We start from the raw sequence: 26,068 nt of genomic DNA on the forward strand, positions 1-26,068 counted from the left end.
CCTTAGTATTCGTTGCCTAGATACAGAAGAGGCAATGTAGATGCAAATTCTATTACTACTCCTAACCATTTTAGGAGGAATGGGGCTATCGGTCGAAGCAGGGCTTCTAGGGCCGTTAGGAAAGGAAGTGGGTGAGTTATGGGCTACCTTTAGTATTTTTGGTGTGGGTGCAGCACTTACCTTTTTACTCATGCTGTTTTTTAGTCCACGTAATAGTCCTTCATTTTTTACGCTTCCATCTTGGCAATTACTCGGTGGTGTTTTGGGTCCTGCTTACGTCATTATTTTGACCATTACCACTCCAGTTATCGGTATTGCCATGACGATGATAGGCATTTTAGCGGGTCAGGTGTCTAAAAGTCTGATCATCGACCATTATGGTTTGTTGGGGACTCCGCACCGAAAGGTAGACCGTAAACGAATTTTGGCACTCATCTTTATTGTTGCTGCACTTGTACTTGTCGCAAAAGCATAGGAGACCCGCATGACAATTTTAATGATCCTTCTCGCCGTCATTGGTGGTGCTTTATTGAGTGTACAGGCTGCACTTAATGGTCAACTTGGAGCAAAAGTTGGTGTATTTCGTAGTGCTTTTTTGACTTTCTCAGTCGGTGCTTTAATTACGGCACTCCTTATTTTTTACTTTGAACCAAAACAAACCTTAACCTTGTTAGATGTTCCCAAATGGCAGTTGTTGGGTGCTATGTGTGGAGTGCCGTATATTGTCATTATGGTAATGGCCGTGCAAAGAATTGGAGCTGCCGTAGCTACGGTAGCTGTAATTTTTGGACAACTTTTGATGAGTATCTTGATTGATAACTTTGGCTGGTTTGGTAATGAAATGCTCTCTTTTTCACCGTATCGTTTAGGAGCGCTAATCTGCCTAGGGATTGCTTTATATTTTATCTATTCAAGTAGTAAAGCCAAAAAGATAGAAGCGTAATACACGCTTAAAATTGAAATTAATATAGCTCTCATTGTTAGTCGTAAAGCATACTAATAATGAGGCTATACTTCATATTTTAAGTACTTTGATAAATGAAAGAAGTTGCTGTCGAGAGATAGAATTAAAATATAAGAAATATGGTAAAGTTAAAAACCTAATTCAATACATTAAAATTGATATCAAGCTATTGTAGGAAAAACATGGTTAAAATTAAACCTCACCCAGCAACAAGCGGAAATGCATCGGCTGATCGCCTTTTAACTTTGTTAACTGCTTTTAGAATAGGTGATAAATCTTTAACCCTAGCAGAACTCGCAGAACGAACAGAATTAAATAAAGCAACCATCATGCGCTTAATCGTTTCGCTAGAAGATTTTGGTTTTGTTAACCGTCTTTCGGATGGCAGATATACGCTTGCCAGCGAAGTTATGCGTTTAAATACAATTTATCAAGATGCTTTAGATCTAGAAAGACATGTGGTGCCGTGTTTACAGCAACTTGTTGATGAAACTGGTGAAACTGCTTCATTTTACGTTAAACATGGGGCATATCGTCTTTGCCAATATAGAGTGAACTCTACCCATCGACTGCGTGTTCATATTCAGCCGGGCGAAGTTCGACCAATGGATGGGGCAGCAGGCGCTCAAGCATTGCGATCAACACACGAACAAGTTTTAGCAAGAACTGAACCTTTTTATTCAACGGGTGTAACCGAACCACATGCTGCTTCAATGGCATTGCCAGTATTTGACGCTCAAAATGATGTAGTTGGAGCATTAGTCGTTTCGGGACCATCAAGTCGTTTTACTGCGGAAATTGCAAAATCTGTGGGGGATTTTTTCTTCAAAATTGCAGATGATTTGACCAAAAGTTTAGGTGGTAAGAGTATTCGTAATTAATTCTAATATTGTAGATATAAAAAAGGGGCTAAATCGTTAGCCCCTTTTTATGTATGTTGTTTATGAAGTACTTTGTGGTTGGCTAAACAAAACAGCTTTCTTTCTAGACATAACGAAAACCATGATAGCCGACACGAGATTTAAGGCTGCAAGTGGAAGTAAGGCAATAGCGTGGCTTCCTGTTGCATCATGAATTGCGCCATAGATATTCACCATCATGCCGCCACCAATTAAATTAGCACATGCACCAATGGCTGCTAGACCTGCCGCCGTTGTAGTCGGTGACATCCATGAGGATGCTAAAGCCCAGAAAGGACCTTTCATAGAATAAGCACCAATTAATACGATACTGAGTAAAAAGATTGTGCCAATAAGTGAAGACGTGAACAAAGCAATTAATAAACCAAATGAGATCATCAATAGTGTGATTGCTGTATGCAAACGGCGTTCATTTTTACGATCAGAACTACGACCCCAAAAAATCATTGCAATAGAAGCTAAGCCATAAGGAATCGCATTTACTAAACCGATTTCTAAATTACTCAAACCAAATGATTTAATTAATTGTGGTGCCCAAACACTCATTGTACTTCCAGCAGCAGAAGCACCAGAATAAATAATGATCATAGACCAAATATATTTATTCTTTAAAAGTTGCCATAGTGAAATATGGCCAATTGGGGTTTTTTGTTGGCGTTCAAACTGTAATCTTTCAACTAACCAAGCTTTTTGTTCGCTATTGAGCCATTTTGCTTGTTCTGGTCGATCTGTGAGTGCAAATAGGCAGGCAATACCTAATAAAATGGCAGGGATACCTTCTAAAATAAATAGCCAATGCCACCCACGCATGCCCATCCAGCCATCTAGCGATAATAAAAGTCCAGATAGTGGTGAACCGATAAAGTTTGCACCCGGAATAGCCACCATAAATATTGCAACCATTCTGGCTCTATAGTTTGCAGGCAACCAATAGGTTAAATATAAAATTACACCCGGAAAAAAACCTGCTTCGGCAGCGCCGAGTAAGAATCGCATAATATATAATGATGTGGAGCTTTCAACGAATGCTGTTGCGGCTGTAATCACTCCCCACGTCACCATAATTCGAGCAATCCATACTTTTGCTCCAAATTTTTGCATGGCGAGGTTGCTGGGTACTTCAAATAGAAAATATGCAAAGAAAAATAAGCTACTGGCAAAACCAAAAGCAGTAGCTGTTAATCCAAGGTCTTCATTCATTTGTAATGAAGCCATACCAATATTGCCACGATCAATAATAGCGATGACATAACAAAGTGTTAAAAAAGGCAGTAATCGCCACGCTACCTTGCGCATCGTTTCGCGTTCAATCGCACTTACTTGAGAATATTCTGTAGACATAAAAAAATCCTTTTTTATATTCAGTATTTTAATTGTTCTCGCATCTAAAAGCTTAGAAACAATTGAGTTCCATGATTAGCTATTGAGTAACTTCCAGTTAGCGATAGCTCGTGGGTTTAGTAATTGGCCATCCCAAATACTCACAATCTGTTCAAGTGCTAAAAGACCGACGCGATTACGTGAATCTGTTGTGTTTGCTCCTATGTGAGGAGTCACAACCAAGTTAGGTAATTCCCATAGTGGATTATCTTTTTCTGGTGGTTCTGAAGAAAAGGTATCTAAACCTGCACCAGCAATTTTATTATTTTTTAGTGCATCAACTAATGCAGCCTGATCAATTAATTCACCACGTGCTGTATTGATTAAGATGCTTGAGCGTTTCATCTTTTCAAATTGGGCATGTGAAAATAAGTGTCTATTCTCTGCTGTAAGTGGGCAATGTAGGCTAATAATGTCACTGGTTTCTAAAAGTTTTTCAAAGTCGTGTTCCTGTTCTACATAATCGAGCTCTGGCAAATTTTGTAAAAACGGATCATATACTTTTACTTTCATGTTTAAGGGAGCCACTAACTTCATGAGTATGCTACCGATTGCCCCTAAACCAATTAAGCCCAGTGTTTTACCATAAAGCTCCACACCATTTGCACTTGCTTTGTCCCAATGACCTTCTCGAATACGTTGGTCTAACCATGTGACTTGTCGAGCAACATTGAACATGAGTGCAAAAGCGTGTTCGGCAACAGATTGTGCATTTGCGCCTACGGCAATAGTGACAGGAATTTTTCGTTCAGCAGCAGCTTGAGTGTCGATTGTGTCAAACCCAACACCATGTTTTGCAATCACTTTTAAATTATCAGAAGCAAAAATCATATCTCTAGAAAGTTTGCCTGTTCGAACAATGATTGCATCAGGTTGTTCATCATGGATGAGTTTTTCCATTTCATCTTTTGCCATGTAGGGTTCAGTTGGAATCAACTGAATATCATGGGACTGAGCATACAGTAACGCATCTGAAGTTAATGTTGGCCCCGTGATAAGAACTTTACGTTTCATTTTGACTTACACTCCATTTAAGTATTTCGAGCAAAATACGTCCTTAATAATCCATATTATTAAAACGTCATTTCAAAAAAATAGTCAATAGAAAAAATAAATTTAAAAATTGAGTAAATTTTAGTTTAAATTTAATTAAAAATGAAATGACATTTCAAAAAAATGCTGTCATATTAATTTGCACAAGAAAACTGATCTAAGGGAAAAGTTATGGCAATTGGTTTTAGAGTGCTAAAAAACGACAGAAAAGTTGAGCAAAAATGGATTGAGCAATATCGAGATCTACCAGTCGCTAATGTCAGTGACTCAATGAATCGAATGACTTCAGGTGGGGCTCAATTAAGACCAATGCATAAAAAGGGATATCTTTGTGGGCCTGCCATTACAGTTAAGGCTCGTCCGGGTGACAACTTGATGTTGCACTATGCTATTGATATCGCCCAACCGGGAGACGTCATTGTGGTTGATGCTGGTGGCGATCTAACCAATGCATTAATTGGAGAGATGATGGTTGCGTATGCTATTAAGAAAGGTATAGCTGGCATCGTTATTAATGGCGCGATTCGTGATTCGGTTGTCATTGGAGAGGGAGATTTTCCACTTTTTGCGGCAGGAATTTCACATCGAGGACCTTATAAAGACGGACCTGGGGAAATTAATGTTCCTATCGCGATTAATGGAATGGTGGTTGAACCTGGAGACTTGATTTTAGGTGATGAAGATGGGCTTTTAAGCGTGCCTTATGCAAAAGTTGAAGAAGTTTATCTGAAAGCAAGCGCCAAACATGCCGCTGAACAAAAGCAATTAGAGCAAATCGCCATAGGTGAAAATGACCGTAGCTGGGTGATTAACAGCTTAAAACAAAAAGGATGTGAATTACCGGAATAAGGTCATTCAAAGTTATTCAAACAGGAAGGGAACTAGCGAAGTCAATGATTGAGCTTCGTTAGCCTATCTAAAGTTAATTCAATAATCATTATTTTACTGATTGAAAAATAGGAAATTTCAATTCGGTCTATGTGATTTCGTCTAAAGGAAAAGGACATGAAATATAAAGGGATAATTTCTTTATCATTATTAATGAGTATGACTTTGCAGCAAGCCAAAGCTGAAAGCGAAGATAACTCAGCGCTAAATGAAAAAATAATTAAATTACAACAGCAAATAGACTATCTCATGGAGAGGCAAAACTTAAATCAAAATAACGGATTGAATAAAGCACCTGAATTGAGTCAAAACAAAACATCAAACACTGACAAGCCTGTTTCGGCTGAACAGACTAAAATTAAATTTTATGGAAATATACGTGTTGATACTGCATATGATTTTGAAGGTTCAACGCGTTCAATTGCGAATAAGACAGGATCAATACCATTAGACAATTCAAACTCAACAAGCAAATCATTAAATGTTTCTGCCGCGACTTCACGTGTAGGGGTGGATATTGTTAAGCCCACCTCGAAAGGAGATTTGGTTGGAAAGCTAGAAGCCGACTTCATGGGAAGTGGTGGGGATAACGGTAATGGTTCGGTTCGGGTTAGACACGCTTATATTTCACTAGGAAATTGGTTAATTGGTCAGACGACTTCACCTTTTGTGAATAGTGATACAGCTCCAAGTTTGGTTGATTTTACAGGAGCAATGGGTACTGGAACTCAGCGTAATATCCAAATCCGTTATCAGCACATCGTTGATGCCAAACAAAAATTATTAGTCGCTTTGGAAGGTGGTGATGTTGAAAATAAAAATGTAGAAGGTGGAAGCCGTTTTCCTGCATTAACTATGCGATATGAATTTAAGAATCCAGATTTTTTGGTTCAATTGCACGGCATGCTTCATGAAAATCGAGCAGTTTCTGACACGGATGAAGAGCAAACTAAACTTGCTTGGGGGGCTGGATTAGGCACAAAGTATAAGCTTTCTGAAAATGACTCAGTTGTGTTTAATTATTATCACATCGCTGGTGATAACCGTTACATGCTTTATTCAAAAGATAATGATGCCTTCTACTTTGATCAAAATCGGATGTATTTAAGTGAATTTGATTCTATTGAGTTAGGGTATCTGCGCAAATGGAATGAAAATTTACGCTCGTCTTTATCCGCTGGTAGCCTTATCTATAAAGATTCAAATTTTTCAGAAAATAACCCTGATCAAAATAAAAGGCTAATCAATGCAAGCGTCAATTTATTTTGGACGCCTGTTGAGAAAGTCGATCTTGGCGTTGAATATACCTATGGAAAGAGAGAAACATTTTCAGATTTAGAAGGGAAATTATCTCGAATCAATTTATTAGGTCGATACAATTTTTAATGTAACAACAGCCACTTTAATATCAAAAGTGGCTTTCTTTTATCTGATTAGGACTAATATTGTGGAACAAATTAATTATGCAAATGCAAGATCACAATTTTCAAAAGTCATGGAAAGAGTGCTGTTAGGTTACGCCGTAAAAATTACACGAAAAGAGAAAGATGCTGTGGTTCTAATCAGTGAAAAAGCATACCTTGAATATAAAAATGCAATGTTTGAGCTCAATAAATTAAAAAACAAAGATTTTTAACCCCCAACAATCCGCTTCTCAAGCATCTCCATAAAAGTTTTTAAAATATTATTGTGGTTTTTACCCTTATGAGTAATTAAGCATATAGGGGTGCTGTAATACATTTTCTCTTTTGAAACAGCTTGCATAAAACCATCTTCAACCCATTTTTTTGCGTAATGGTCGGGTAAAAAACCCAAGAATTTTCCAGTTAAAATCAGAAATGCGATGCCTTCACGGTCACTTGCTGTCGCCTTACAGTCTAAAAGTTGGTGCAACTTTGCTGCTTCTGGTGTGATGGCATAATTAGGAAGGACTGCTTGCCATGTTTTCAACTCATCTAGATTCATATTGCTGCACTGGCTAAACAAGGGATGATTTTTACCACAGTACAAAAATGAACTTTCACTATATAAATCGAAATAGTCTAGACCAGACAAAGGCGTAACAAGTGGAATAACACCTGCATGTAAACGGTTATCGAGCACACGGCATTCAATATCTGACAAAGTACTCATACTAATGTTAATAATAACCTCGGCATGTTCCTCTGCAAGTTGGGTCAACGTATTGGTGATATAGCCTCTAGGCATCGTCACAAGATTGTTAATAATGCCGATATTAAACTCACCCTTAAGACGATTATGCATTTGGTTAACTTTGGAGCGGAAGTCTTCAATCGCTGCCGTAAGTACTTCGATATATTCTAAAATTTCTCGTCCTTCATCGGTCAGGGCAAAACCTGCGCGACCACGTTGGCATAGTCGAATGCCCAGACGATTTTCTAAATCACTCATATGCAAACTGATTGCAGAACGGCTAATGCCAAGAATGCTTTCTGCAGATGTAAAACTATGACAGTCGCAAACCGTTTTAAATATTTTAAGTAATTTAATATCAAAATCAGTGACTTGATTTAATTTTTTGGGTTTCATTTAGTTTTGTTTTTTTAAATCTAAACTCAAGATAATTTGAATTTATCAAACTTATCACGCTATGTACACTCAAACCATAATTTGAAAATAAACAGGAATGGTTATGTTTGATACGGATAAATTCAGTGACTCAGAGCATACTTTGGATGCGGTTCAAACTAATAATAATATGCACATAAATTATCAGGCACATTGGATGCCTTTCTCTGCAAATCGGAACTTTGCTAAAGATCCGCGCATGATTGTGGGCGCAAAAGGATCATACCTAATTGATGATTCGGGCCGTGAAATTTACGACTCACTCTCAGGCCTATGGACTTGTGGAGCTGGTCATACCTTGCCTGAAATTCAACAAGCGGTGAGTAATCAATTAGGTCAGCTTGACTACTCACCAGCTTTTCAGTTTGGTCATCCGTTGTCTTTTAAGTTGGCAGATAAAATTGTTCAGCATATGCCTGAAAAACTACAACACGTTTTCTTTACCAACTCGGGTTCAGAGTCGGCAGATACCGCTATTAAAATGGCACGAGCTTATTGGCGCATTAAAGGTAAACCAAGCAAGACTAAATTGATTGGTCGTGCCCGTGGCTATCATGGTGTAAACGTTGCGGGAACAAGCTTAGGCGGTATTGGTGGCAACCGTAAAATGTTTGGTCAGCTTATGGATGTAGACCATTTACCTCATACCTTGCAGCCGAATTTAACTTTTACCAAAGGCTGTGCAGAAACAGGCGGGGTAGAACTTGCCAATGAAATGCTTAAGTTAATTGAGCTACATGATGCTTCAAATATTGCCGCTGTCATTGTGGAGCCTATTTCTGGTTCGGCGGGTTGTATTGTGCCACCAACGGGTTATTTACAACGTTTAAGAGAGATCTGTGATCAGCATGACATCTTGTTAATTTTTGATGAAGTAATTACAGGTTTTGGCCGTTTAGGAACTTGGACGGGAGCAGAGTACTTTGGGGTAACACCAGATATTTTGAACTTTGCGAAACAAGTGACTAATGGTGCCATTCCTTTAGGTGGAGTGGTGGCAAGCCATGAAATTTACTCTGCCTTTATGCAGCAAGACTTACCAGAGCATGCCATTGAATTTACCCACGGTTATACCTATTCGGCGCATCCGGTTGCTTGTGCGGCTGCTTTAGCTGCGCTTGAAGTTTTAGAAAAGAAAAACCTGTTAGCTCAATCTGCGGCGTTAGCACCAAGTTTTGAAAAAATGCTGCATGGTTTAAAAGGCGCGCCGCACATTTTAGATATTCGTAATTGTGGATTGATAGGTGCGTTGCAGTTAGCTCCGCGTGATGGTGATGCCACAATCCGAGGCTTCGAGATTGGTATGAAACTTTGGAAAGAAGGATTCTATGTTCGCTTTGGAGGCGACACGCTCCAGTTCGGTCCAATGTTTAACAGTACAGAAGCAGATATTGACCGCTTATTGAATGCCGTTGGCGATGCACTTTATCAAGTGAATTAAGGCTTATAGACATTTTAAGAGCATCGGTAAAGTCTTATAGATGCTCTTTAAAAACTAAATGAAAAATACAGTTTGATCTGAAAATTAATTGTAGTAAGGAGTAACAACAATGACAAATGGCCTAGAAGATTTTAGCTATGAAGAAGTTTTAACTGAAAATAGTACGCATAGTGAACAAGCCAAAAAAGTGCTAGGGCATTTCATTCAAGGAAGAATTGTATCTAAAACGGCAAGAAAACAGCCAGTTTACAATCCTGCGACGGGTGAAATTAGTAAAGAAGTCGAAATTGCAGATGCTCAAACGGTAAATGAAGCAGTTCAGGTAGCCGAGCAAGCATTTCCTGCATGGCAAGATACACCAGTCATTAAACGTGCGCGTGTCATGTTTAAGTTCAAACAATTATTAGAACAAAATGCTGAAAAGATTTGCGCTTTGATTGGGCAAGAGCACGGTAAAATTTCTCATGATGCTCAAGGCGAATTACAACGTGGTATTGAAAACGTTGAATATGCTTGCGGCGCACCAGAGCTTTTAAAAGGGGAATATTCAAAAAATGTCGGTCCAGATATCGACTCATGGAGCGAGTTCCAACCGTTAGGTGTTGTCGCTGGAATCACACCGTTTAACTTCCCAGCTATGGTGGCTTTGTGGATGTTCCCAATGGCACTGGTTTGCGGTAACTGCTTTATTTTAAAACCTTCTGAAAAAGCACCTTCTGTGGTTTTATACCTTGCAGAACTATTAAAACAAGCGGGTTTACCTGACGGCGTGTTTAATGTGGTGAATGGTGACAAAGAAGCGGTAGATGCCTTATTGCATCATCCTCGTATTCAGGCGGTTAGCTTTGTGGGTTCAACACCAATTGCTGAATATATTTACCGTACCGCAACATCAACAGGCAAACGTTGCCAAGCATTAGGCGGTGCAAAAAACCACGCGATCATTATGCCTGATGCCGATATTGATAACGTAGTAACTTCATTGTTAGGCGCAGCTTTTGGTTCTTCAGGTGAACGTTGTATGGCACTCTCGGTAGCAGTTGCTATTGGTGATGAAGTTGCCGATGTAGTCATTGATAAGCTGACTCAAGAAATGAAAAAATTGAAGTTCGGCAACTATGCAGATGCAAGCAACGACTTTGGGCCACTTATTACCCAAGCACATAAAGACAAGGTACAAGCCTATATTCAAAGTGCAGAACAGCAAGGCGCAAAAATTGTAGTAGATGGCCGTGATGCAAAACCGGCAGGCTACGAAAAAGGTTTCTTTGTGGGGCCCACTTTAATTGACCAAGTCACACCAAATATGACCAGTTATCAGCAAGAGATTTTTGGTCCTGTACTGCAAGTTATGCGTGTGAATACCATGCAAGAAGCGATGCAACTGATTAATGACCATGAATATGGCAATGGTACTTGTATCTATACCCGTGATGGGGAAGCAGCACGCTATTTTAGCAGCCATATTCAAGTTGGTATGGTCGGTATTAATGTACCTTTACCGGTACCTGTGGCTTATCATAGTTTTGGTGGCTGGAAGCGTTCGCTGTTTGGTGATTTACATGCTTATGGTCCAGATGGTGTCCGTTTTTATACACGCCGTAAAACCATTACGCAACGTTGGCCGTCTGCTCAGGTCCGTGAAGCAAAACAATTTTCAATGCCAACTTTAAATTAATTATTGCAATAAGGGGAAAACATTAAGTTTTCCCTTTTTCATTACCGTAGGATTTTAAACATGTAATAGATTGTTTTTATAGATATATTTTTAAGGATTGAAATATGAATAATGATACAACAAAAAAATTAGGCGAAGGACTTTCAAATCGCCATATCACAATGATTAGTATTGGCGGTGTTATTGGTGCAGGATTATTTGTCGGTTCATCTTCTGCAATTGCTAAGGCTGGCCCAGCAGTAATTCTTGCATACCTGATTACCAGTATTATGGTATTTCTGGTGATGCGAATGTTGGGTGAAATGGCCGTTTTAGAGCCGGATACTGGTTCATTTTCTACATATGCCCGTAAAGCGATTGGCCCTTGGGCAGGCTTTACCATTGGTTGGTTATATTGGTGGTTTTGGGTGCTTGCGATTCCAGTAGAAGCGATTGCAGGTGCTGAAATTTTACATTCATGGTTTCCGAACGTTTCAGTTTCTATCTATGCGTTCTGTTTTATTGTGTTCTTAAGCTTGGCCAACTTTTTTAGTACCAAAAGTTTTGGTGAGTTTGAGTTCTGGTTTTCTTTGGTCAAAGTAGTGGCCATTATCGGTTTCATTATTATTGGTATTTTGGCAATTTCAGGTATTTGGCCTTTAGCTAAAAATGTTAGCGGTGTTGCCAATTTATACAATAATGCCGGTTTTATGCCGCACGGTATGGGAGGCATTTTATCTGCCATTTTAATTACGGCATTTTCATTCTTTGGAGTAGAAATTGTCTCAATTGCAGCAGCGGAATCATCAAATCCTAAACAGAAAATCAGACGTGCCACCAATTTGGTGTTGTACCGTATTATCCTTTTCTTTGTGGTCTCAATGTTCATTGCCGTTTCACTTGTCGATTGGCGTTCACCAGATTTACAGAAGTACGGGACATTCCAATACGTTTTAATGAGCTTGAACGTACCAGGCACTAAACTCATCATTGATACGGTCGTGTTTATCGCCGTTGCGAGTTGTATGAATGCTGCGATTTATACGTCCTCTCGTATGCTATTTCGTTTGGGCACTCGTAGTGAAGCGCCTCAGGCAGTAACTAAAATCAATTATGCAGGTGTACCTGCAATTGCAGTGTTTTCTTCAACTTTTATTGGTTTAGTGTGTTGTGTCATTAACTATGTATTCCCTGGAAAAGTATTTGGCTTATTGCTTTCAAGCACAGGGTCAATTGCTTTACTGGTGTATTTAGTTATTGCATTCTCACAACTACGTTTAAGACATAAGTTAGAAGCAGCTGGAGCGGAAATACCATTTAAAATGTGGTTATTTCCATGGTTAACTTGGTTTGTCATTATCATTATTTTAAGTGTGTTGGCTTATATGTTCTTCTCACCAGCCTATAGTTATGAAACCACTTTATCTTTAGGTGTAACTTCGCTTGTGGTTGTTTGTGGGTTGTTCGTCACGCGAAAGCGTAAAGCAACCAGAGCGGTTGCCATGAATTTAGATTAATCATCCAATAAAATTAAATTATATATAAATTAAAAAAGAGACCATAAAAGGTCTCTTTTTTCTCTCATATTCCAAGATTTAGACGAACTATTTAGTCGTATCAATAGAGACTAAAACCGATAAACCTGGACGTAATAATTTAACGTCTTTTTGATTTTCAATAAGCTTAATTCGTAAAGGAAGGCGCTGAACAATCTTGGTAAAGTTACCAGTCGCGTTAGTCGCCGAGATCGGAGAAAAAAATGCGCCAGTAGAAGGAGAAAAGCTGTCTACCACACCTTTTAATTCAACGTTATAAGCATCTACATAGACATTAACTGGTTGTCCAATCTTGATCTTTTTTAATTCAATTTCACGGAAGTTGGCTTCTACATAAACCTGATCTAAAGGAACAACCACCATGAGTGGATTACCAGCACTCACAAAGTTACCTACATTAGCTGACTTTTGACCAATCATTCCATCAATAGGTGCACGAACCTCTGTATAGCTCAAATTCAGTTTTGCTTTATCAAGCGCCGCTTGGGCTTGTTTAAGGGCTGCTTGTTTGGCTTGTACCTGAATCTTGTATTGATTGAGCTGATACTGTGCATCAATCACTTTTTCTTTACTGCTGTCTAAGTCAGCATATTGTTCAGTCAAAGTAGTCTTAGATTGCTGTGTAATTAATCTAGACTCTGCTCCAAGTGCCTGTAGTTGCTCATAACGTGCCGTATTGTCTTTTGTGAGCTTAATTCCAGCTTCTACTTTTCTCAGCTGTGCTTCAGTTTCTCGAATAACAGTGGGTTGTCTATCCACTGCGAGCATTGCTTCACTCAGGTCAGCTTGCGCTTTTGCATAATTAGATTCAGCTTCAGCCAAAGCAGCTTGATAATCACGTGCATCAATCCGCGCTAAAAGTTGGCCTTTTTTTACGGTCTGGTGATCTTTAATGTAAATTTCCTCAATATTGCCAGATACTTTAGGGGCAATCGTTGAGTACTCTACATCTACACGTGCATCGTCTGTTACAACAACCGAAGAGGGTAAAAATATAAGTTTTAAAACCCATAAAATAGATGCTAAGACAATAATAAACGCAATAGCCATAACCCAATGCTTTTTGAGAAATTGCACCTTGGTTAACTTGGGTGGTTCGGTATGGGTGGTGTCTTGGGCTTCGAGAGTACTCATAAAGATTTTCCTGAGTTATGACTATTCATTAACTTAATGAGAGCAATACGTGGCGGATAAGTTCGAACTGGCAAAATCAACATCACGATGAATAAAATAGCGGTAAGGCCAGCTAAGATGAGATATTGATCGCTAATAACTAAAACTGATTGTTGCGCTTGAATCGCAGAATTTAGGGCAGATAAACCACCTGAAACACGATCTGCACCATTTGCGGTGAGCACAGGTGGAGTAAGTGGGTTAATAACAGGGCCTTGAATATTTTGGAAAACATGTTGAGCAGTATTTTCAATCAGTCGTGTTGAATGGTATTCACCGCGAACTCGATTGACCCAGTCCAAAATACACACACCTAGTACACCGCTAATAGCACGCGGGGTATTAATCATAGGGGATGCATAAATTGCCATGGTTGGGTGAACACTGTTTGTACCCATCATTAAGAGCGAGAGCACGACACAGGTTTGCCCCAGACATGAGATTGCATGCCAAAAATAAAATTGGTCTTGATTCCATGTGGTATCAAGTTGACTTGCACCTAGGCAACCCGCAATGACCAGAAGTAAACCAAATCCGTGTACATATCGGCTATCCACCCAAGCTTGATTTAAAAGCTTCACAACAATAGGAATATAGATAAATTGCAATGCCGCAATTTGTAAGCCAATCCACATGGTCTGAGTGGGTTTATAGCCATGCACTGCACTTAAGTAATTCAGTGGTAATGTGCTGGTAGACATACCAATAATGACAAAGCAAAAGAGTGCGAAAACAGCATAAGCAAAATTTCTGATTTCGAGCATTTGCGGTTTAATGAGTGGTGAAGGATAGCGCCATTCATGTATGAAAAACCAAGGTAAAGTAATCGCACTGATTAAGGCCAATACACAAATTAATTGGGAATGGAACCAATCTAAATGATTTCCATGCAACAACATGGTGCTCAGGCTCGCTAAGCTAATAATTGCTAAAATGGCACCCATCCAATCGTAAGTTTTTATTCTTGAATAATTAAGAGGATCTTGGGGAATCCCAAAATACACCAGAGCAGCACTTAGCGCACAAAAAGGAATGGTTTGAAAAAATATCATTTTCCAGCCAATTACATCTAAATAAAAAGCTGAGAGTGCAGTACTTAAGTTGGGAAAGAACGTCGCAGTTAATGCATAGCAGGCTAATCCCCATAGTCGAATATCAGGTCCTAAAAATCTAAGCGCACAGGCCATGAGTAAAGGAATGGTTAAACCATTAGCGAGGCCTTGTAAGCCACGTAATAGATAAAAGATTTCGATATTTGGACTAAAAGGAATTAAAACGCTAGAAAAAAGGCAAAGTCCTATAGCAAAAAGAAGAACTCTGCGCATAGAAAAAATGACTGCCCAACTCGTAGACAGGATCATTCCAATAATCATTGCACTTGCGTAAATACTGTTAACCCAATAACCCGAGTCGACACTAATGCCCATTGCACCTCGAATGTCGACTAAAGTAATGCTGGTAATTCGGTTATTAAATTCAACAGTCATTGCAGCAAATATTGCACCTGCTAAACCGATGAGTGGCTTTGTATTCATCTTTTACCTTAAATCTTAAACATCAATTCATTGCACGGAGTAGATATTTACTGTACTGTACCGATCGGTACTCTACTCTTTAATTAAATTTCCGTCAATTCTCGATTTTGAACTTTTCGATGAGTTACACTTAGAACGAAATCGCTAAAATTTTTATAAGGTCAATATGTCTGGTTTAACGAAAGCTCATGAAAAAGATCAAAAAATTCTGGATGCAGCAACAAAGTTTTTTTTGATCCACGGCTTTAGTGGCACAACGACCGACATGATTCAAAAGGAAGCGGGGGTTTCAAAAGCAACAATGTATGGTTGCTATAAGAATAAAGAAGCGATGTTTGCAGCGGTGATTGAACGTCAATGTACCAACATGCAAAAACAAATTATTTTAGTTGAGACAAAAGCTGACAATTTACGCTCAGCTCTAACTGAAATTGGGAAGACCTATCTGTGTTTTATATTATCGCATTCAGGTTTGGCTTTTTTTAGGGTTTGTATTGCAGAAGCTGTAAGATTCCCTGAGTTATCTGAAAAATTCTTTGAATTGGGTCCAAAGCGTCTGGCAAATATCATTGCAGGATATCTAGAAAAATCCGTTAGACAGGGCGAAATTGAATTAAGCTCTTCTTCAGAAGTTGCTGCGAATATATTTTTATCGTTATTAAGAAGTGATGCTCATCTAAAATGTTTGACGCATCCTGATTATTTAATATCAGAGAATGAAATTAGTACTTGGGTTGAGTATGCGGTTGATTTATTTTTAAAAAATATTAAGTATTGTCAGAGTTAGTTTCTTTATTCAATGATCTAAAAAAATACTTTAAAATTATTTTATTCTCGAGAAATTTCGAGATTAGTAAAATCTTTGCTTTGAAATTTTTAGTTAAAAAAGGAGTTGAATTGAAACCGAACTCCTTTTTAGCAAGATTTACGATTTAGACGGAATATATTTACGCATAGCAAAGATAAACAGCGTAAATAAAATACTAAAACCAAAAACAGGTAAGCTGAGACCTAACACGAGTCCCCCCAATATTAACCATATTTTTTGTGATCCAGTTGCACGATTCCAAACTGATAAGCTTTGACCAACAAAGTGAGTTGTCATGAGTTTTAAATTTGAGTTTTTAAACTCAGCTCTATATCCGTAAATAATCATAATACAGAGTGCGAAAGCATAAAGTGCGAGTACCAATTGATTTATCCAGCCAAATAAAACCCCAATATGTGCATCAACTCCCCAACGAGTGAGTTTTGCCACTAGCGAATAGTCTTTAAACGCAAGTTGATCGATGACTTTGTGTTGTTCCATATCTATGGCGATACTGTCTGCTTGAGTTGGCCATTTACGCTGAATTTCGGCTACAGTCCAAGCTTGATTTCCACTAGTCGGTGGTTTGATTTGTATCTGTGCTGCATCAATGCCATGTGCTCTGGCGATTGAAAGAGCAGTATCGTACTCAGTAGAGACAATATTTAAATTAAGATTTTCACTATGAGGCATCTCATGATGTTGATGGTGCATTACTGTAGGTAAATTATCTGTTTGAAGGGAAGTTGCTAAAGTTGGGGTTTGCCAGTTGAGCCACTGACGAGCAACTCGAATATTATCTCCAGCCCATTCAGACCATGTAAGACCTGTAACGGCGATTATTAATAAGAGAGGAAATAAAGTTAAACCCAACGTGCTATGCCATCTTAATAATCTATTTTTTTTTGTTTGCCTGATTTTAAGATTTTGACGCCGTTTCAACCAATTATACAGTCCAGTTAAAGTCAAAATGGCTAACCAGCTTGCCGCCAGTTCACTATAAAAGCGGCCCCATTTTCCTAGCAATAAATTACTATGCAGTTGATCAAGGGTAGTTCGAAACGGTAGCACTCCACTCGTACCATAAACCGCTAGATGGCCTTGAGCTTTAAGTGTAAAAGGATCAATAAAAACGGCTTCACTTGTAAAATCGTGGATAGGGTCTGAAAATATTACACGAGTTGTTTGATTAGAGCTTGGAGCTGGTCTAACTTCAATTACTTGTGCAGACTTAGGCATTACTTGCTTTGCGGCTTCAATTTGCTGGCTCAGCTTATGTGGTGTTTGATTCAGTGGCTCAACATATAGAACATCTTTATAAATGGCTTGTTCAAATTGTGGTGTAATTGCATAGAGTAAACCAGTGATTGCTGCGAACAAGATAAATGGTGCAATAAAAATACCAGCATAAATATGAATCAAACGGAAAAGACTACGCCAGAAAGATGATTGAGTCAGCATCGGAAGATAATGTCTATCAGATTTTAGACTGGATTATAACGAGTTATTTATTTTAATGTTGATTGTGCAGTAACCATTATTAAATTATTTGAGTAGCTCTGATGTGCACTTTTTAAGCCAATAATTAAATAGTTTTTATTGCTTGGTAAATTTTATAACTTTTTCTATTTACTATTTAAGACCTTATTTGATAACTCTACAACATATAATTCAAACTGTTTTGCTTCCTTATTAGTATTAAAAAACCGCTTATTTTAATATAAGCGGTTTTATTAAAATAAAGTTTTACTGCAGTCCAAAACTAGTGATGGCCTTGTGAAACTCCACCATTTCCATCAGGAAGACTAATTCGAATATTTTGCATCATGCCTTGATCTTCATGATCCAAAATATGGCAGTGCAATACAAAGTCACCGATGTAGCGTTCGTACTTGGTTCTTACAATGATTTTATAACTGGCTCCTTGTACGTTTTTAACCCAGATTGTGTCTTTCCATGTCCCTTTTAGACCGCGATATTGTGGATCAGGGGCAGCCGTTTTGTCATAGTCATCCACGGCATTTATATCACTGACATCTTTACCGTTAGGGTCATACACTGCCACGACTTGAAATGGGTTTACATGAATATGAAAAGGGTGGCTGGCTAATTTAGAGGTGAGTATCCATTCATCGGTTTTGCCTAACTCGAGCGTACGGTCAATTCGATCTGGTTGATACGGTTTTCCATTCACCTGAAACTGAACTGGATCAGCATTTGTATCAATATTAAATTCTAAAAATTGTTTATTTGCTGTTGCTGGTAAGTCCTGATGAGGAACAAAATGACTAAGCTTTAGATTTTGTTGTAAATCTTGAAGAACTGCGGGACGCATATCTGGGGCAATATTTCGATATGCATTATTGCTTAAAGCCGTTGTTAAAGACTGCGTAGCAGAGCTGGCTTTATTGACTTGAACTATACCGAGTAAGTGCTTCTGTGAAAGTGTACGGTCCACGTTAGCCGAAGCCGAAGCCGCTTCATCAATTAAACAATAACGGCCTTCTTGCGGGAATTGCATTAATGCATCATAACGGTAACCCGGTTGAAAAACGGTAACTGTTTTATCCATAACCTGTTTAAAGGTTAGACCATCGGCTGCAATCAGGTGTTGGTTCACAATAGGCCCTGTACAGCTCTCACTTAATAATTTCTTTTCACCCATTGGGTTTAAATCGAATTTGGAAGGAATATTTTGCATTTGCCGAACGCTTAAGTTGATACTGTCGCGGACACCTGCATGTACCATTCGCCAACGCTCAACTTGTCCTGCAACCGCTTGAGTAATGAACGGTTGTATTTCGCCATTAATACTCGTATATCGGCCTGATTTCCCCCAATCACCAGGGCCAAACCCCTGATAATCTCTAATTTCACCAATTTGATTGTTTTGGCAAATATAGTTCCCATTATTATCGGTTTCGATATTTCCGTTAGCATCATAACAAGCATATTGGATTTGCTGAAAAACTAACGTTCTTTCTTTAAAACCATAAGTGAGTAAATCTAAATCACCTGTCTTATTTGGGGTAGGCTGACGGTATCCACGAATAATTAAAGCACCGGCCATACCACTTGCAACTTGAATAGCGGTTGAACCATGTCGATGTGGGTGATACCAAAATGTTCCAGCTGGATGATCGGGTGGAATGTTGTATTCATATTGGAAATTAACACCCGGATTAATCGAAATTAAAACGTTATCACTATTTCCTGCTGGGTTAATCCATAAACCGTGAGTGTGCATGTTGGTGCCATCAAAACAATGGGGTTTATTCACATCAAAATGATCGCCAGTACAACTTGGGTCTTTAGGAAATTTTTTGTGAGTAATCGGGTCTATATCAAGTTGATTATCTAAATTTGCCCGTACAGTTTCTCCAGGAAATACTTCAATCGTCGGAGCAATATAAGGCGTACTGGGTTGCGTATTTGTACCTTGATAACTACGTAAAAGGACTTCGTCATAACGATTTGTCGCTGGGTTCCAAAGTCTGTTCCTCGTTTTTTTAACTTCCCAAGTAAACAATGCTTCGTTTGAAGATTGCATTTGCGGTGCATTTGTTAATGACTTTGTAGGATTCGGTGCAGCAAGTAATGCGACATGATTACGTGCAACAGCCATATCGGGTGGGTCTTCTAATACACGTTCAGAAGAATCATTTGCTGATACACACCAACTTACTAAAGTTAGAGGCGTGCATAATATTAAATGGGCTATTTTCATAATGAATATAGGCCTGAAAAAATCAGGCCTCTCCCTTAATTATTATTTTGACGTTTCTAAGCGAACCTGAGAAATACTCAAGCCTTGAGAGCTTACTTTTTCTTTCACCTGATCAAGCGTTAAATCAGTAGCAACAAACTGAACTTCTAAGTCTTCAGCAGCCATGCCTAATTGCTTAACTTGATCACTGACTTGATAGACCAATTGGCCAATATGACCTGGGTGTCCGCCGTGGTCATGATCTAACACACCGAAGTAGTTAATTGTGGCAACATAAATTTTTTGGTCAGGTTTATTTTTTGGAGATAGATAAATCTTATAAGTTAGATTTGGATTACCAATCATTTGGACATTATCTAATATTAAATAAGTTTGTCCTGATGAGAGCTTTGTTTGAGTAAGTTGACTTGAGTTTTCTAGGAAACTTGCAGTTTGAGGGGCTAAAGCTACTTTTTGAGTTACACCCATAAGCTTAATGCTTTTATTACTGCTAACTGGTTTATGATTCATTTTAAATAGATTTGCTTTTTCAGCACCTTTACTACTCATGACAGTAGCTTCAACTTTACAAGCATTTTCATTGGTATATCGCACTGGGATTTTACCGGGGGTGAATACATCAGCAATGGTCATGGTGACTTTGTTGCCGTTTTCATCTGCAAAGGTATATTGGGTGTCATACCAACTATCTGGCATACCTAAATTTTTCTTGGCCCATTCAAGCGTAATTGGTTGCCCATTTGCTTTTTTATTTAACCAGCATTGCCATAAGCGGTCGATATTTGCATGGTGCATATAAAATACAGGGTCTAAGCCTGCAATAGGTACAAATCCCATATCTGGTAGTACACAGTTTTTACCGACTGCACAGTGCATTACACCATGGGGTTGAGACTGTAATTGGTTAGAGAAGTCTGTGAAGTTATCCCATTTAAATGCTTGAGCAGCGCTGGCATTATCTGGATCTATGGCGCTGATATTTGCATTTAAACCCGGTGTACGGAACTGATCATATAAGGTACCTGCTTGTTTACCTCGGACCAATTGAGGGAGTGCTAAGCCTTTACCATTAGCAGCTTTTTCTTGGTAATAATCCCAATAAGGAAGAGAGTAATCTTGCCCAACATATTTACGTACTGTTCGCTCATAAAAATAAAGCATCATACGGTGCCAAGGTAAGAAATTTAGATTGCCATGTTGGCATGTACCCCAAACGTCATCGGTAAAGCCATCATTTGGGACTGGTGAATTTTGAATATGCTTATAGTAACTGTCACATACTGCTTTACTATATATCTCTAAACACTGTGGCATACGGTATTGATTAACATAATAATCTTTGTCTGTTGCATGTTTACCTGTACCAAAATAGCCATGTGTATTGGCCCAGTAATTAAAGCTTGTACGAAACTCCGGTGATAAAGGGGGAGCATTATTATTTGCTCGCATTTTTTCCAGACCCTTTTGTAATGCGCTTACTTTGGCTGGATCTTTTGCAAACTCCGTGGCACTTATTCGTAGTGAGTCAGCATGAGTCGTTAAGCTCATACCACACAATAGAGTTCCTAAAATATAATAATTTCTCTTCATGATTTTAAATCCTTGTCATGTTTAATATTCTTATATTTGATTATTAGTAATGTATGAATTTACCCTTGGTTTGGGTAATTCTTAATCTAATCTAGCATATAAAGAAGTTTTTATTAAAGGTTTATATTTAATATTAATAATGAAAAAATTTAATTTTAAATCCTGTAATTTTTTAGAAAAACTTAATTATTTAGTATATTGTTTTTAATGTGCTTTTATTAATAATTAAAAGATTTTTAAAATAAAAATAATTATATTTTTTCTTAATGTATTTTGTTTTTTTTAAATTTATGGGTTTGAAGCCTCATTGTTAAATGAAATGTTAGATATGAAACTTTTTGATTCAAGTTAAATATTAAAAATTATTTTATTTGAATGGTTAGCATGCATGCTCTAAAGGTTTTGTATAGGGCTATCTATATTTTGAGTTTTAAAATAAAAATTACAATTACATGATTATTAAGTTTATTTTGTAATTTTGGCATTTTTATTGCTTAATTACTCTTATCTTTAGTACAACATTTGATTTACTAACTTATAAATGATGATTCAAACCGTCTTGCTCTCTTATGGTGTCTTTTTCATATGAAAAATGCACCAAATAGACACGTCTTTTTATTTTGCACTGTATTTGTGCAAGGCATGCCCTAATGAAGTTATTAGCTTCATTACTCACTTTATTCATCTTATATGGATGTTCTTCATCTGAACAAAGTGGTAAAGCGCAAGAAAAGTTAGCAGCCCATTCGATATGTGTCTTTGATAGTACAAATACAAAAGTCTGTGTAGCCAAACCCGCCCAAAGAATAGTTTCTCTATTTGAGTCGGGTTTAGATGGCTTATATATGCTAGGGCAAGGTCATAAAGTGATTGGCATACCAGCCGAAGTATACATCCAGCCTTTATTATTCAATGCTTATTCAAAAATAGATAAGCGTATCGCCAATAAGCAGCTTGCGACGCCTTCACAAGGGGCAAATGCAACTAATATTGAAAGTCTTGTGTTGTTAAAACCCGATTTGGTGATTTTGGGGAGCGGGCAAACCCAAACGATTGACCTGTTGCGGCAGTTTGGCATTGCTGTATATGTCATGGAGTCAGGTACTTACCAGCAAGTAAAAGAAGAGCTATCAGAAATTGCTATTCTTAGCGGTGCCCAAAAGCGAGCTCAGGAAATTTTAAATTTCTCTGATGAAATTGTGGCAGAAGTTGCAGCAAAAACGGCACGTCAGCCAAATAAACAATCGATTTACTATGCTTGGTCTGGTGGCCGAATTTTTTCTACCTCGGGACGTCAGTCGATTACCAATGATTTTATTGAGCTGGCGGGTGCGTACAACATTGTTCAGACCAATACGAATCAACCCAATGTAAATCCCGAGACTTTAATTGAATGGAACCCCGACAATATTGTGCTTTGGAATACTAACCCCCAACTGATTTATGAACGAAAAGAATTACAGGGTTTAAGTGCCGTGCAAAACCGAAAGGTATTTAATTTGAGTCCTGCATTTATATATAACCCGCACACCATCAAAATTATTATTACGGCGATTTATTTGAATCATAGTATTTATCCTGAACAGTCTGATTTACCTGTAAGTGCTTTACAACAGCGCATTTTAACTAAGTTGTATGGTGAGCACCTTGCAAAAACGTTGGTGCAATAAATATGGAAAAACTGAAATATTATTGGTTTTACCCGTTACCGTTCGTGATGATTTTTATCTCGTTGCTCATAGGGCCAACGCAGACCTTGAGTGCATGGGACTATTTGCGGTGGGGTGTACAAGCAGTTTTTGGTACACCATATTTTGATGCGGGACAATTTGGACTGATGCAGAACATTATTGTGAATGTCAGGTTGCCCAGAATTTTACTGACTTTTATGGTGGGAGCCGCATTAGCAACTGCGGGAAATGGTTTACAGGCATTGTTTCGTAATCCTTTAGTTGACTCGTATGTACTCGGTATTTCATCTGGTGCTGCGTTCGGTGCAGCCTTGGCACTTTCTTTAAGTTGGCTTTCACCCAATCTATCAGCCTTTATTTTTGGTGTGTGCGCTGTTGGCTTAACATATGTATTTGCGCATCAAAAACATGAAAGCCAGACGTCTTTAGTGATGGTGATTTTATCAGGCATGATTGTTTCGGGGCTGTTTTTAGCAGGACTTACAGTTATTCAATATTTAAGTGATCCATTTAAACTACAAGCGATCGTGCAATGGACCATGGGCAACTTACATCAGGCGTCTTGGCAAAAGGTTCAATACGCCGTGCTACCAATCTGTATTGGCCTTGCCGGATTATTTGCGATGCGTTGGCGATTAAACTTGATGGCACTTGGTGCTGAAGAAGCGCAGGCTGTGGGTGTTAACCCAAGATGGGAACAACTGCTTTTAATTACTCTAGTCACAGTATGTACGTCAACTTCTGTAGCTGCTGCGGGCATTATTAGTCTATATGGGCTCTTTATGCCGCATATTGTGAGAATGTTAGTTGGGCCCGATCACCGCTATAGTATTCCTGCCAATATGGTGTTGGGCGGTAGTTTTCTACTCATGATTGATAACTTTTCTCGGGTTTTACTTACGTTTGAAATACCGATTGGTATTTTTACCATGCTACTTGGCGCGCCATTTTTCTTATTATTAATGAAAACACAGAGGACTCATTGGGCATGATTCAAATTGATCAGTTAAATTATGCCTATGGGCATAAACAGGTTCTTAAAAATATTCATCTGGAGTTTCCTGAAAATCAGTTTTCCGTCATTTTAGGACGTAATGGCTGCGGAAAATCGACACTTTTTAAGCTGATGGCGGGTCTAGAACCCGTAAAAGATGGATTAATCCGTTACTCTGGAAAACCATTATCGGACTTTAAAGGTAAAGATCGGGCTGCATTGCTCGGCTTTTTACCGCAGTTTCATAAAACCGTATTTCCATTTCTGGTTAAAGATGTAGTGATTACAGGGCGTGCCGCTTTTAGCCGATATAGGCCTTCAAAGTCAGATTGGGAACGTGTAGACCAAGCTTTGCTTGATTTAGACATCGAGCATTTGCGTGACCGTCCTTATACCGAGTTATCGGGTGGCGAAAGACAATTGGTCATGATTGCCCGTATTTTAGTGCAAGCCCCAAAAGTCATTTTGCTCGATGAACCAACCAACCATCTCGATGTTTATTATCAGTCTTATTTAATGAAAAAGTTGCGTCAGTTGTCGCGGCAAAATTTTACGGTGATTGCGATTATGCATGATCCCAATTTAGCTTTTTTATTTGCAGATCATCTGTTTTTTATGCGCCAACACGAAGTGGTTAAGCCTGAGTCTAAGACACGAATAACTGATCCGAAGTTTTTAAAAAGTGTCTACGATGTTGAGTTTCATGAAGCCATGATTCAAGACAAAACGATTGTGATACCTGATCATTCTTGGCTGTAAATATGACACTTCAATATCAGCTAGCTGACAAATCAGACTATGCATCTGCGGTAGAGTTTGCACTTTATACTAGACAGCTTTTATTCCCAGAAATCTATCATGGGCAAGTTCCCAAAGATTTACAAAATTTTGAGCAACATTATGTCCATGACCCATTGGGCTGCTTTATTACGGTAAAAGATCAAAACCGCATTATTGGCACCATTGCATATCGAGCTTATGACCATCGTTTTGATTTAAATTTGCCGATTAATACGGTTGAGGTCGTTAAGTTATTTGTATTGCCTGAATACCGACGTAAGGGCATCGCGACCCAGCTATGTGACATATTGTTTAGCCATGCAAAAAACAATGAAATTACGACTTTGTATTTGCACACTCATCCATTTTTGCCAGCGGCTGAAGAATTTTGGCGGCTCCAAGGCTTTGATTTGATTAAACGTGAGTGGATTGAGACCTATGACACCATTCACATGAGTAAATCTTTATAGTGCTTTATCATGCGCATGAAATCTTTTTTGAAAATGGGTAGGCGGATAACCCATAATTTTACTGAACATTGCGGTAAAAGCTGCCGAGTGTTCATAGCCCAAGCTAAAAGCAATTTCAGTAATTGAGATATTTGCTTTTAACGCATTTAAAGCATAGATGATGCAGACTCGATTACGCCAAGCCTGAAAGGACATGCCAGTTTCAGACTTAAACCAGCGGTGAAAAGTCCGTTCACTTTTATTGTGTTCATGTGCCCAATCTTTAGGACTACTATGAATATCAGGATGCTGCATAAACTCGGCACATTGTTTAGATAGTAAGGTGTTGTGAGGCAATGGAATAAATAGAGGTAGGGCTAGTGCAGCTTCTAACTCATATAACAATAAATCGATAAGAGCGCCGTCACGTCCTGAATGCTGGTAGTCAACAGGTAGCTGATTAGCCTGAATGAGCAGTTGATGAAGTAACGGTGATACTTGTACGACTTCGCAGTAGTTTGCCTGTCTTGGGGCATTACTCACTTCTATATACAAACTATATGTGCTGACTTTAGATAACCATACCCGATGTGGTTTGCCTGCGGGTATCCATACACCACTATATGGCAAAACGAGCCATTGACCGTCTTCAGTCTCAACTTTCATGAGTCCTTCGGGTGCATATAAGAACTGTGCACGGCGATGGCTATGCGTATCTAATAAGGTATCAGCTGGATAGTCTGATCCTAATGCTAGAACTGCTTGTGGTAGATGGTCTACGTCGTTAACTGGAATATTACGCATATTTTTTTGGCTTAAACAAATAAAAAGATGGCTTTTCTACGTTAGTTTGCCATAGAGCTATTTTATATC

The 26,068-nt window shown here is 38.5% G+C and carries 23 protein-coding genes; 14 read left to right on the forward strand and 9 right to left on the reverse strand.

The window, feature by feature from the left end; translation table 11 throughout:
• Positions 1-40 precede the first annotated feature (40 nt).
• The 3 genes from ACYU0V_RS08355 (at position 41) to ACYU0V_RS08365 (ending at position 1,845) form a co-directional block, all read left to right on the forward strand.
• A complete protein-coding gene (locus tag ACYU0V_RS08355; protein ID WP_032063377.1) occupies positions 41-475 on the forward strand; it encodes a DMT family transporter in 435 nt (144 codons plus the stop codon).
• Positions 476-484: 9 nt separating this feature from the next.
• Positions 485-943 (forward strand): DMT family transporter, encoded by a 459-nt coding sequence (locus tag ACYU0V_RS08360; RefSeq protein ID WP_461849753.1) that lies wholly within the window; start codon positions 485-487, stop codon positions 941-943.
• Between the two features lie 203 nt (positions 944-1,146).
• Positions 1,147-1,845: an IclR family transcriptional regulator gene (locus tag ACYU0V_RS08365; protein ID WP_002113797.1), complete on the forward strand. Its 699-nt coding sequence runs from the start codon at positions 1,147-1,149 to the stop codon at positions 1,843-1,845.
• A 60-nt stretch (positions 1,846-1,905) separates the two neighbouring features.
• Here ACYU0V_RS08365 and ACYU0V_RS08370 read toward each other — a convergent pair whose 3' ends face one another.
• Both ACYU0V_RS08370 and ACYU0V_RS08375 read right to left on the reverse strand, forming a co-directional pair.
• Complete coding sequence (locus tag ACYU0V_RS08370; protein WP_461849754.1) at positions 1,906-3,225, reverse strand: MFS transporter; 1,320 nt, start codon at positions 3,223-3,225, stop codon at positions 1,906-1,908.
• Between the two features lie 75 nt (positions 3,226-3,300).
• Complete coding sequence (locus ACYU0V_RS08375) at positions 3,301-4,278, reverse strand: hydroxyacid dehydrogenase (protein ID WP_005305610.1); 978 nt, start codon at positions 4,276-4,278, stop codon at positions 3,301-3,303.
• 210 nt (positions 4,279-4,488) lie between these two features.
• Here ACYU0V_RS08375 and ACYU0V_RS08380 point away from each other — a divergent pair, with 210 nt between their 5' ends.
• The 3 genes from ACYU0V_RS08380 (at position 4,489) to ACYU0V_RS08390 (ending at position 6,841) form a co-directional block, all read left to right on the forward strand.
• Positions 4,489-5,166 (forward strand): RraA family protein, encoded by a 678-nt coding sequence (locus ACYU0V_RS08380; RefSeq protein ID WP_461849756.1) that lies wholly within the window; start codon positions 4,489-4,491, stop codon positions 5,164-5,166.
• 156 nt (positions 5,167-5,322) lie between these two features.
• Positions 5,323-6,591, forward strand: coding sequence for a DcaP family trimeric outer membrane transporter (locus tag ACYU0V_RS08385; protein ID WP_461849758.1), 1,269 nt, complete (start codon positions 5,323-5,325; stop codon positions 6,589-6,591).
• A gap of 61 nt (positions 6,592-6,652) precedes the next feature.
• Entirely contained in the window at positions 6,653-6,841 is a 189-nt protein-coding gene (locus ACYU0V_RS08390) for a type II toxin-antitoxin system Phd/YefM family antitoxin (protein WP_000435195.1), read from the forward strand.
• Here ACYU0V_RS08390 and ACYU0V_RS08395 read toward each other — a convergent pair.
• Complete coding sequence (locus tag ACYU0V_RS08395; RefSeq protein WP_133480327.1) at positions 6,838-7,755, reverse strand: LysR family transcriptional regulator; 918 nt, start codon at positions 7,753-7,755, stop codon at positions 6,838-6,840. The genes ACYU0V_RS08390 and ACYU0V_RS08395 overlap by 4 nt on opposite strands.
• A 97-nt stretch (positions 7,756-7,852) precedes the next feature.
• Here ACYU0V_RS08395 and aptA point away from each other — a divergent pair, with 97 nt between their 5' ends.
• The 3 genes from aptA to ACYU0V_RS08410 all read left to right on the forward strand — a co-directional run bounded on the left by aptA (position 7,853) and on the right by ACYU0V_RS08410 (position 12,409).
• A complete protein-coding gene (gene aptA, locus ACYU0V_RS08400; RefSeq protein WP_349914754.1) occupies positions 7,853-9,235 on the forward strand; it encodes an omega-aminotransferase AptA in 1,383 nt (460 codons plus the stop codon).
• A 109-nt stretch (positions 9,236-9,344) separates the two neighbouring features.
• Positions 9,345-10,913 (forward strand): CoA-acylating methylmalonate-semialdehyde dehydrogenase, encoded by a 1,569-nt coding sequence (locus ACYU0V_RS08405; RefSeq protein WP_461849760.1) that lies wholly within the window; start codon positions 9,345-9,347, stop codon positions 10,911-10,913.
• A 104-nt stretch (positions 10,914-11,017) separates the two neighbouring features.
• Positions 11,018-12,409 (forward strand): amino acid permease, encoded by a 1,392-nt coding sequence (locus ACYU0V_RS08410; RefSeq protein WP_005075928.1) that lies wholly within the window; start codon positions 11,018-11,020, stop codon positions 12,407-12,409.
• Positions 12,410-12,496: 87 nt separating this feature from the next.
• On the opposite strand, the gene ACYU0V_RS08415 is transcribed toward ACYU0V_RS08410, so the two are convergent.
• Both ACYU0V_RS08415 and ACYU0V_RS08420 read right to left on the reverse strand, forming a co-directional pair.
• Positions 12,497-13,582, reverse strand: coding sequence for an HlyD family secretion protein (locus ACYU0V_RS08415; protein WP_461849762.1), 1,086 nt, complete (start codon positions 13,580-13,582; stop codon positions 12,497-12,499).
• Entirely contained in the window at positions 13,579-15,156 is a 1,578-nt protein-coding gene (locus tag ACYU0V_RS08420) for an MFS transporter (RefSeq protein ID WP_069123413.1), read from the reverse strand. Before ACYU0V_RS08420 ends, ACYU0V_RS08415 begins: the two co-directional genes overlap by 4 nt.
• Positions 15,157-15,322: 166 nt before the next feature.
• Between ACYU0V_RS08420 and ACYU0V_RS08425 the strand changes: the two genes are divergently transcribed.
• Positions 15,323-15,943, forward strand: coding sequence for a TetR/AcrR family transcriptional regulator (locus tag ACYU0V_RS08425; RefSeq protein ID WP_461849763.1), 621 nt, complete (start codon positions 15,323-15,325; stop codon positions 15,941-15,943).
• A gap of 138 nt (positions 15,944-16,081) precedes the next feature.
• On the opposite strand, the gene ACYU0V_RS08430 is transcribed toward ACYU0V_RS08425, so the two are convergent.
• The 3 genes from ACYU0V_RS08430 to ACYU0V_RS08440 all read right to left on the reverse strand — a co-directional run bounded on the left by ACYU0V_RS08430 (position 16,082) and on the right by ACYU0V_RS08440 (position 21,281).
• Positions 16,082-17,425, reverse strand: a complete 1,344-nt coding sequence (locus ACYU0V_RS08430) for a PepSY-associated TM helix domain-containing protein (RefSeq protein WP_461849765.1) — start codon at positions 17,423-17,425, stop codon at positions 16,082-16,084.
• A gap of 301 nt (positions 17,426-17,726) precedes the next feature.
• Positions 17,727-19,691: a multicopper oxidase family protein gene (locus ACYU0V_RS08435; RefSeq protein WP_068563019.1), complete on the reverse strand. Its 1,965-nt coding sequence runs from the start codon at positions 19,689-19,691 to the stop codon at positions 17,727-17,729.
• 42 nt (positions 19,692-19,733) lie between these two features.
• Positions 19,734-21,281, reverse strand: coding sequence for a tyrosinase family protein (locus ACYU0V_RS08440; RefSeq protein WP_068563020.1), 1,548 nt, complete (start codon positions 21,279-21,281; stop codon positions 19,734-19,736).
• 650 nt (positions 21,282-21,931) lie between these two features.
• Here ACYU0V_RS08440 and ACYU0V_RS08445 point away from each other — a divergent pair.
• The 4 genes from ACYU0V_RS08445 to ACYU0V_RS08460 are packed head-to-tail and all read left to right on the forward strand — an operon-like array spanning position 21,932 to position 25,216.
• A complete protein-coding gene (locus ACYU0V_RS08445) occupies positions 21,932-22,951 on the forward strand; it encodes an ABC transporter substrate-binding protein (protein WP_461849767.1) in 1,020 nt (339 codons plus the stop codon).
• A gap of 2 nt (positions 22,952-22,953) precedes the next feature.
• The gene (locus ACYU0V_RS08450) at positions 22,954-23,964 is read left to right on the forward strand and encodes a FecCD family ABC transporter permease (protein WP_461849768.1); all 1,011 of its coding nucleotides are present in this window, start codon (positions 22,954-22,956) and stop codon (positions 23,962-23,964) included.
• Positions 23,961-24,725, forward strand: coding sequence for an ABC transporter ATP-binding protein (locus tag ACYU0V_RS08455; RefSeq protein ID WP_000614440.1), 765 nt, complete (start codon positions 23,961-23,963; stop codon positions 24,723-24,725). The genes ACYU0V_RS08450 and ACYU0V_RS08455 overlap by 4 nt, the downstream gene beginning before the upstream one ends.
• A gap of 2 nt (positions 24,726-24,727) precedes the next feature.
• Positions 24,728-25,216 carry a GNAT family N-acetyltransferase gene (locus ACYU0V_RS08460; RefSeq protein ID WP_461849770.1) on the forward strand — a complete coding sequence of 163 codons (489 nt, stop codon included), beginning with the start codon at positions 24,728-24,730 and terminating at the stop codon, positions 25,214-25,216.
• Here the strand turns inward: ACYU0V_RS08460 and ACYU0V_RS08465 are convergent.
• Entirely contained in the window at positions 25,211-25,999 is a 789-nt protein-coding gene (locus ACYU0V_RS08465; protein ID WP_032062973.1) for an AraC family transcriptional regulator, read from the reverse strand. The two genes, ACYU0V_RS08460 and ACYU0V_RS08465, sit on opposite strands and share 6 nt — an antisense overlap.
• Positions 26,000-26,068: the final 69 nt, after the last annotated feature.

It is taken from the genome of Acinetobacter sp. X9, assembly GCF_054889255.1.

Coding starts and splice junctions, on each gene's coding strand:
- ACYU0V_RS08370 (WP_461849754.1), bottom strand. CDS start 3,225: ATGTCTACAGAATATTCTCAAGTAAGTGCGATTGAACGCGAAACGATG.
- ACYU0V_RS08445 (WP_461849767.1), top strand. CDS start 21,932: ATGAAGTTATTAGCTTCATTACTCACTTTATTCATCTTATATGGATGT.
- ACYU0V_RS08365 (WP_002113797.1), top strand. CDS start 1,147: ATGGTTAAAATTAAACCTCACCCAGCAACAAGCGGAAATGCATCGGCT.
- ACYU0V_RS08425 (WP_461849763.1), top strand. CDS start 15,323: ATGTCTGGTTTAACGAAAGCTCATGAAAAAGATCAAAAAATTCTGGAT.
- ACYU0V_RS08430 (WP_461849765.1), bottom strand. CDS start 17,425: ATGCTGACTCAATCATCTTTCTGGCGTAGTCTTTTCCGTTTGATTCAT.
- ACYU0V_RS08375 (WP_005305610.1), bottom strand. CDS start 4,278: ATGAAACGTAAAGTTCTTATCACGGGGCCAACATTAACTTCAGATGCG.
- ACYU0V_RS08440 (WP_068563020.1), bottom strand. CDS start 21,281: ATGAAGAGAAATTATTATATTTTAGGAACTCTATTGTGTGGTATGAGC.
- ACYU0V_RS08355 (WP_032063377.1), top strand. CDS start 41: ATGCAAATTCTATTACTACTCCTAACCATTTTAGGAGGAATGGGGCTA.
- ACYU0V_RS08385 (WP_461849758.1), top strand. CDS start 5,323: ATGAAATATAAAGGGATAATTTCTTTATCATTATTAATGAGTATGACT.
- ACYU0V_RS08450 (WP_461849768.1), top strand. CDS start 22,954: ATGGAAAAACTGAAATATTATTGGTTTTACCCGTTACCGTTCGTGATG.
- ACYU0V_RS08380 (WP_461849756.1), top strand. CDS start 4,489: ATGGCAATTGGTTTTAGAGTGCTAAAAAACGACAGAAAAGTTGAGCAA.
- ACYU0V_RS08465 (WP_032062973.1), bottom strand. CDS start 25,999: ATGCGTAATATTCCAGTTAACGACGTAGACCATCTACCACAAGCAGTT.
- ACYU0V_RS08405 (WP_461849760.1), top strand. CDS start 9,345: ATGACAAATGGCCTAGAAGATTTTAGCTATGAAGAAGTTTTAACTGAA.
- ACYU0V_RS08455 (WP_000614440.1), top strand. CDS start 23,961: ATGATTCAAATTGATCAGTTAAATTATGCCTATGGGCATAAACAGGTT.
- ACYU0V_RS08420 (WP_069123413.1), bottom strand. CDS start 15,156: ATGAATACAAAGCCACTCATCGGTTTAGCAGGTGCAATATTTGCTGCA.
- ACYU0V_RS08460 (WP_461849770.1), top strand. CDS start 24,728: ATGACACTTCAATATCAGCTAGCTGACAAATCAGACTATGCATCTGCG.
- ACYU0V_RS08415 (WP_461849762.1), bottom strand. CDS start 13,582: ATGAGTACTCTCGAAGCCCAAGACACCACCCATACCGAACCACCCAAG.
- ACYU0V_RS08395 (WP_133480327.1), bottom strand. CDS start 7,755: ATGAAACCCAAAAAATTAAATCAAGTCACTGATTTTGATATTAAATTA.
- aptA (WP_349914754.1), top strand. CDS start 7,853: ATGGTTATGTTTGATACGGATAAATTCAGTGACTCAGAGCATACTTTG.
- ACYU0V_RS08410 (WP_005075928.1), top strand. CDS start 11,018: ATGAATAATGATACAACAAAAAAATTAGGCGAAGGACTTTCAAATCGC.
- ACYU0V_RS08360 (WP_461849753.1), top strand. CDS start 485: ATGACAATTTTAATGATCCTTCTCGCCGTCATTGGTGGTGCTTTATTG.
- ACYU0V_RS08435 (WP_068563019.1), bottom strand. CDS start 19,691: ATGAAAATAGCCCATTTAATATTATGCACGCCTCTAACTTTAGTAAGT.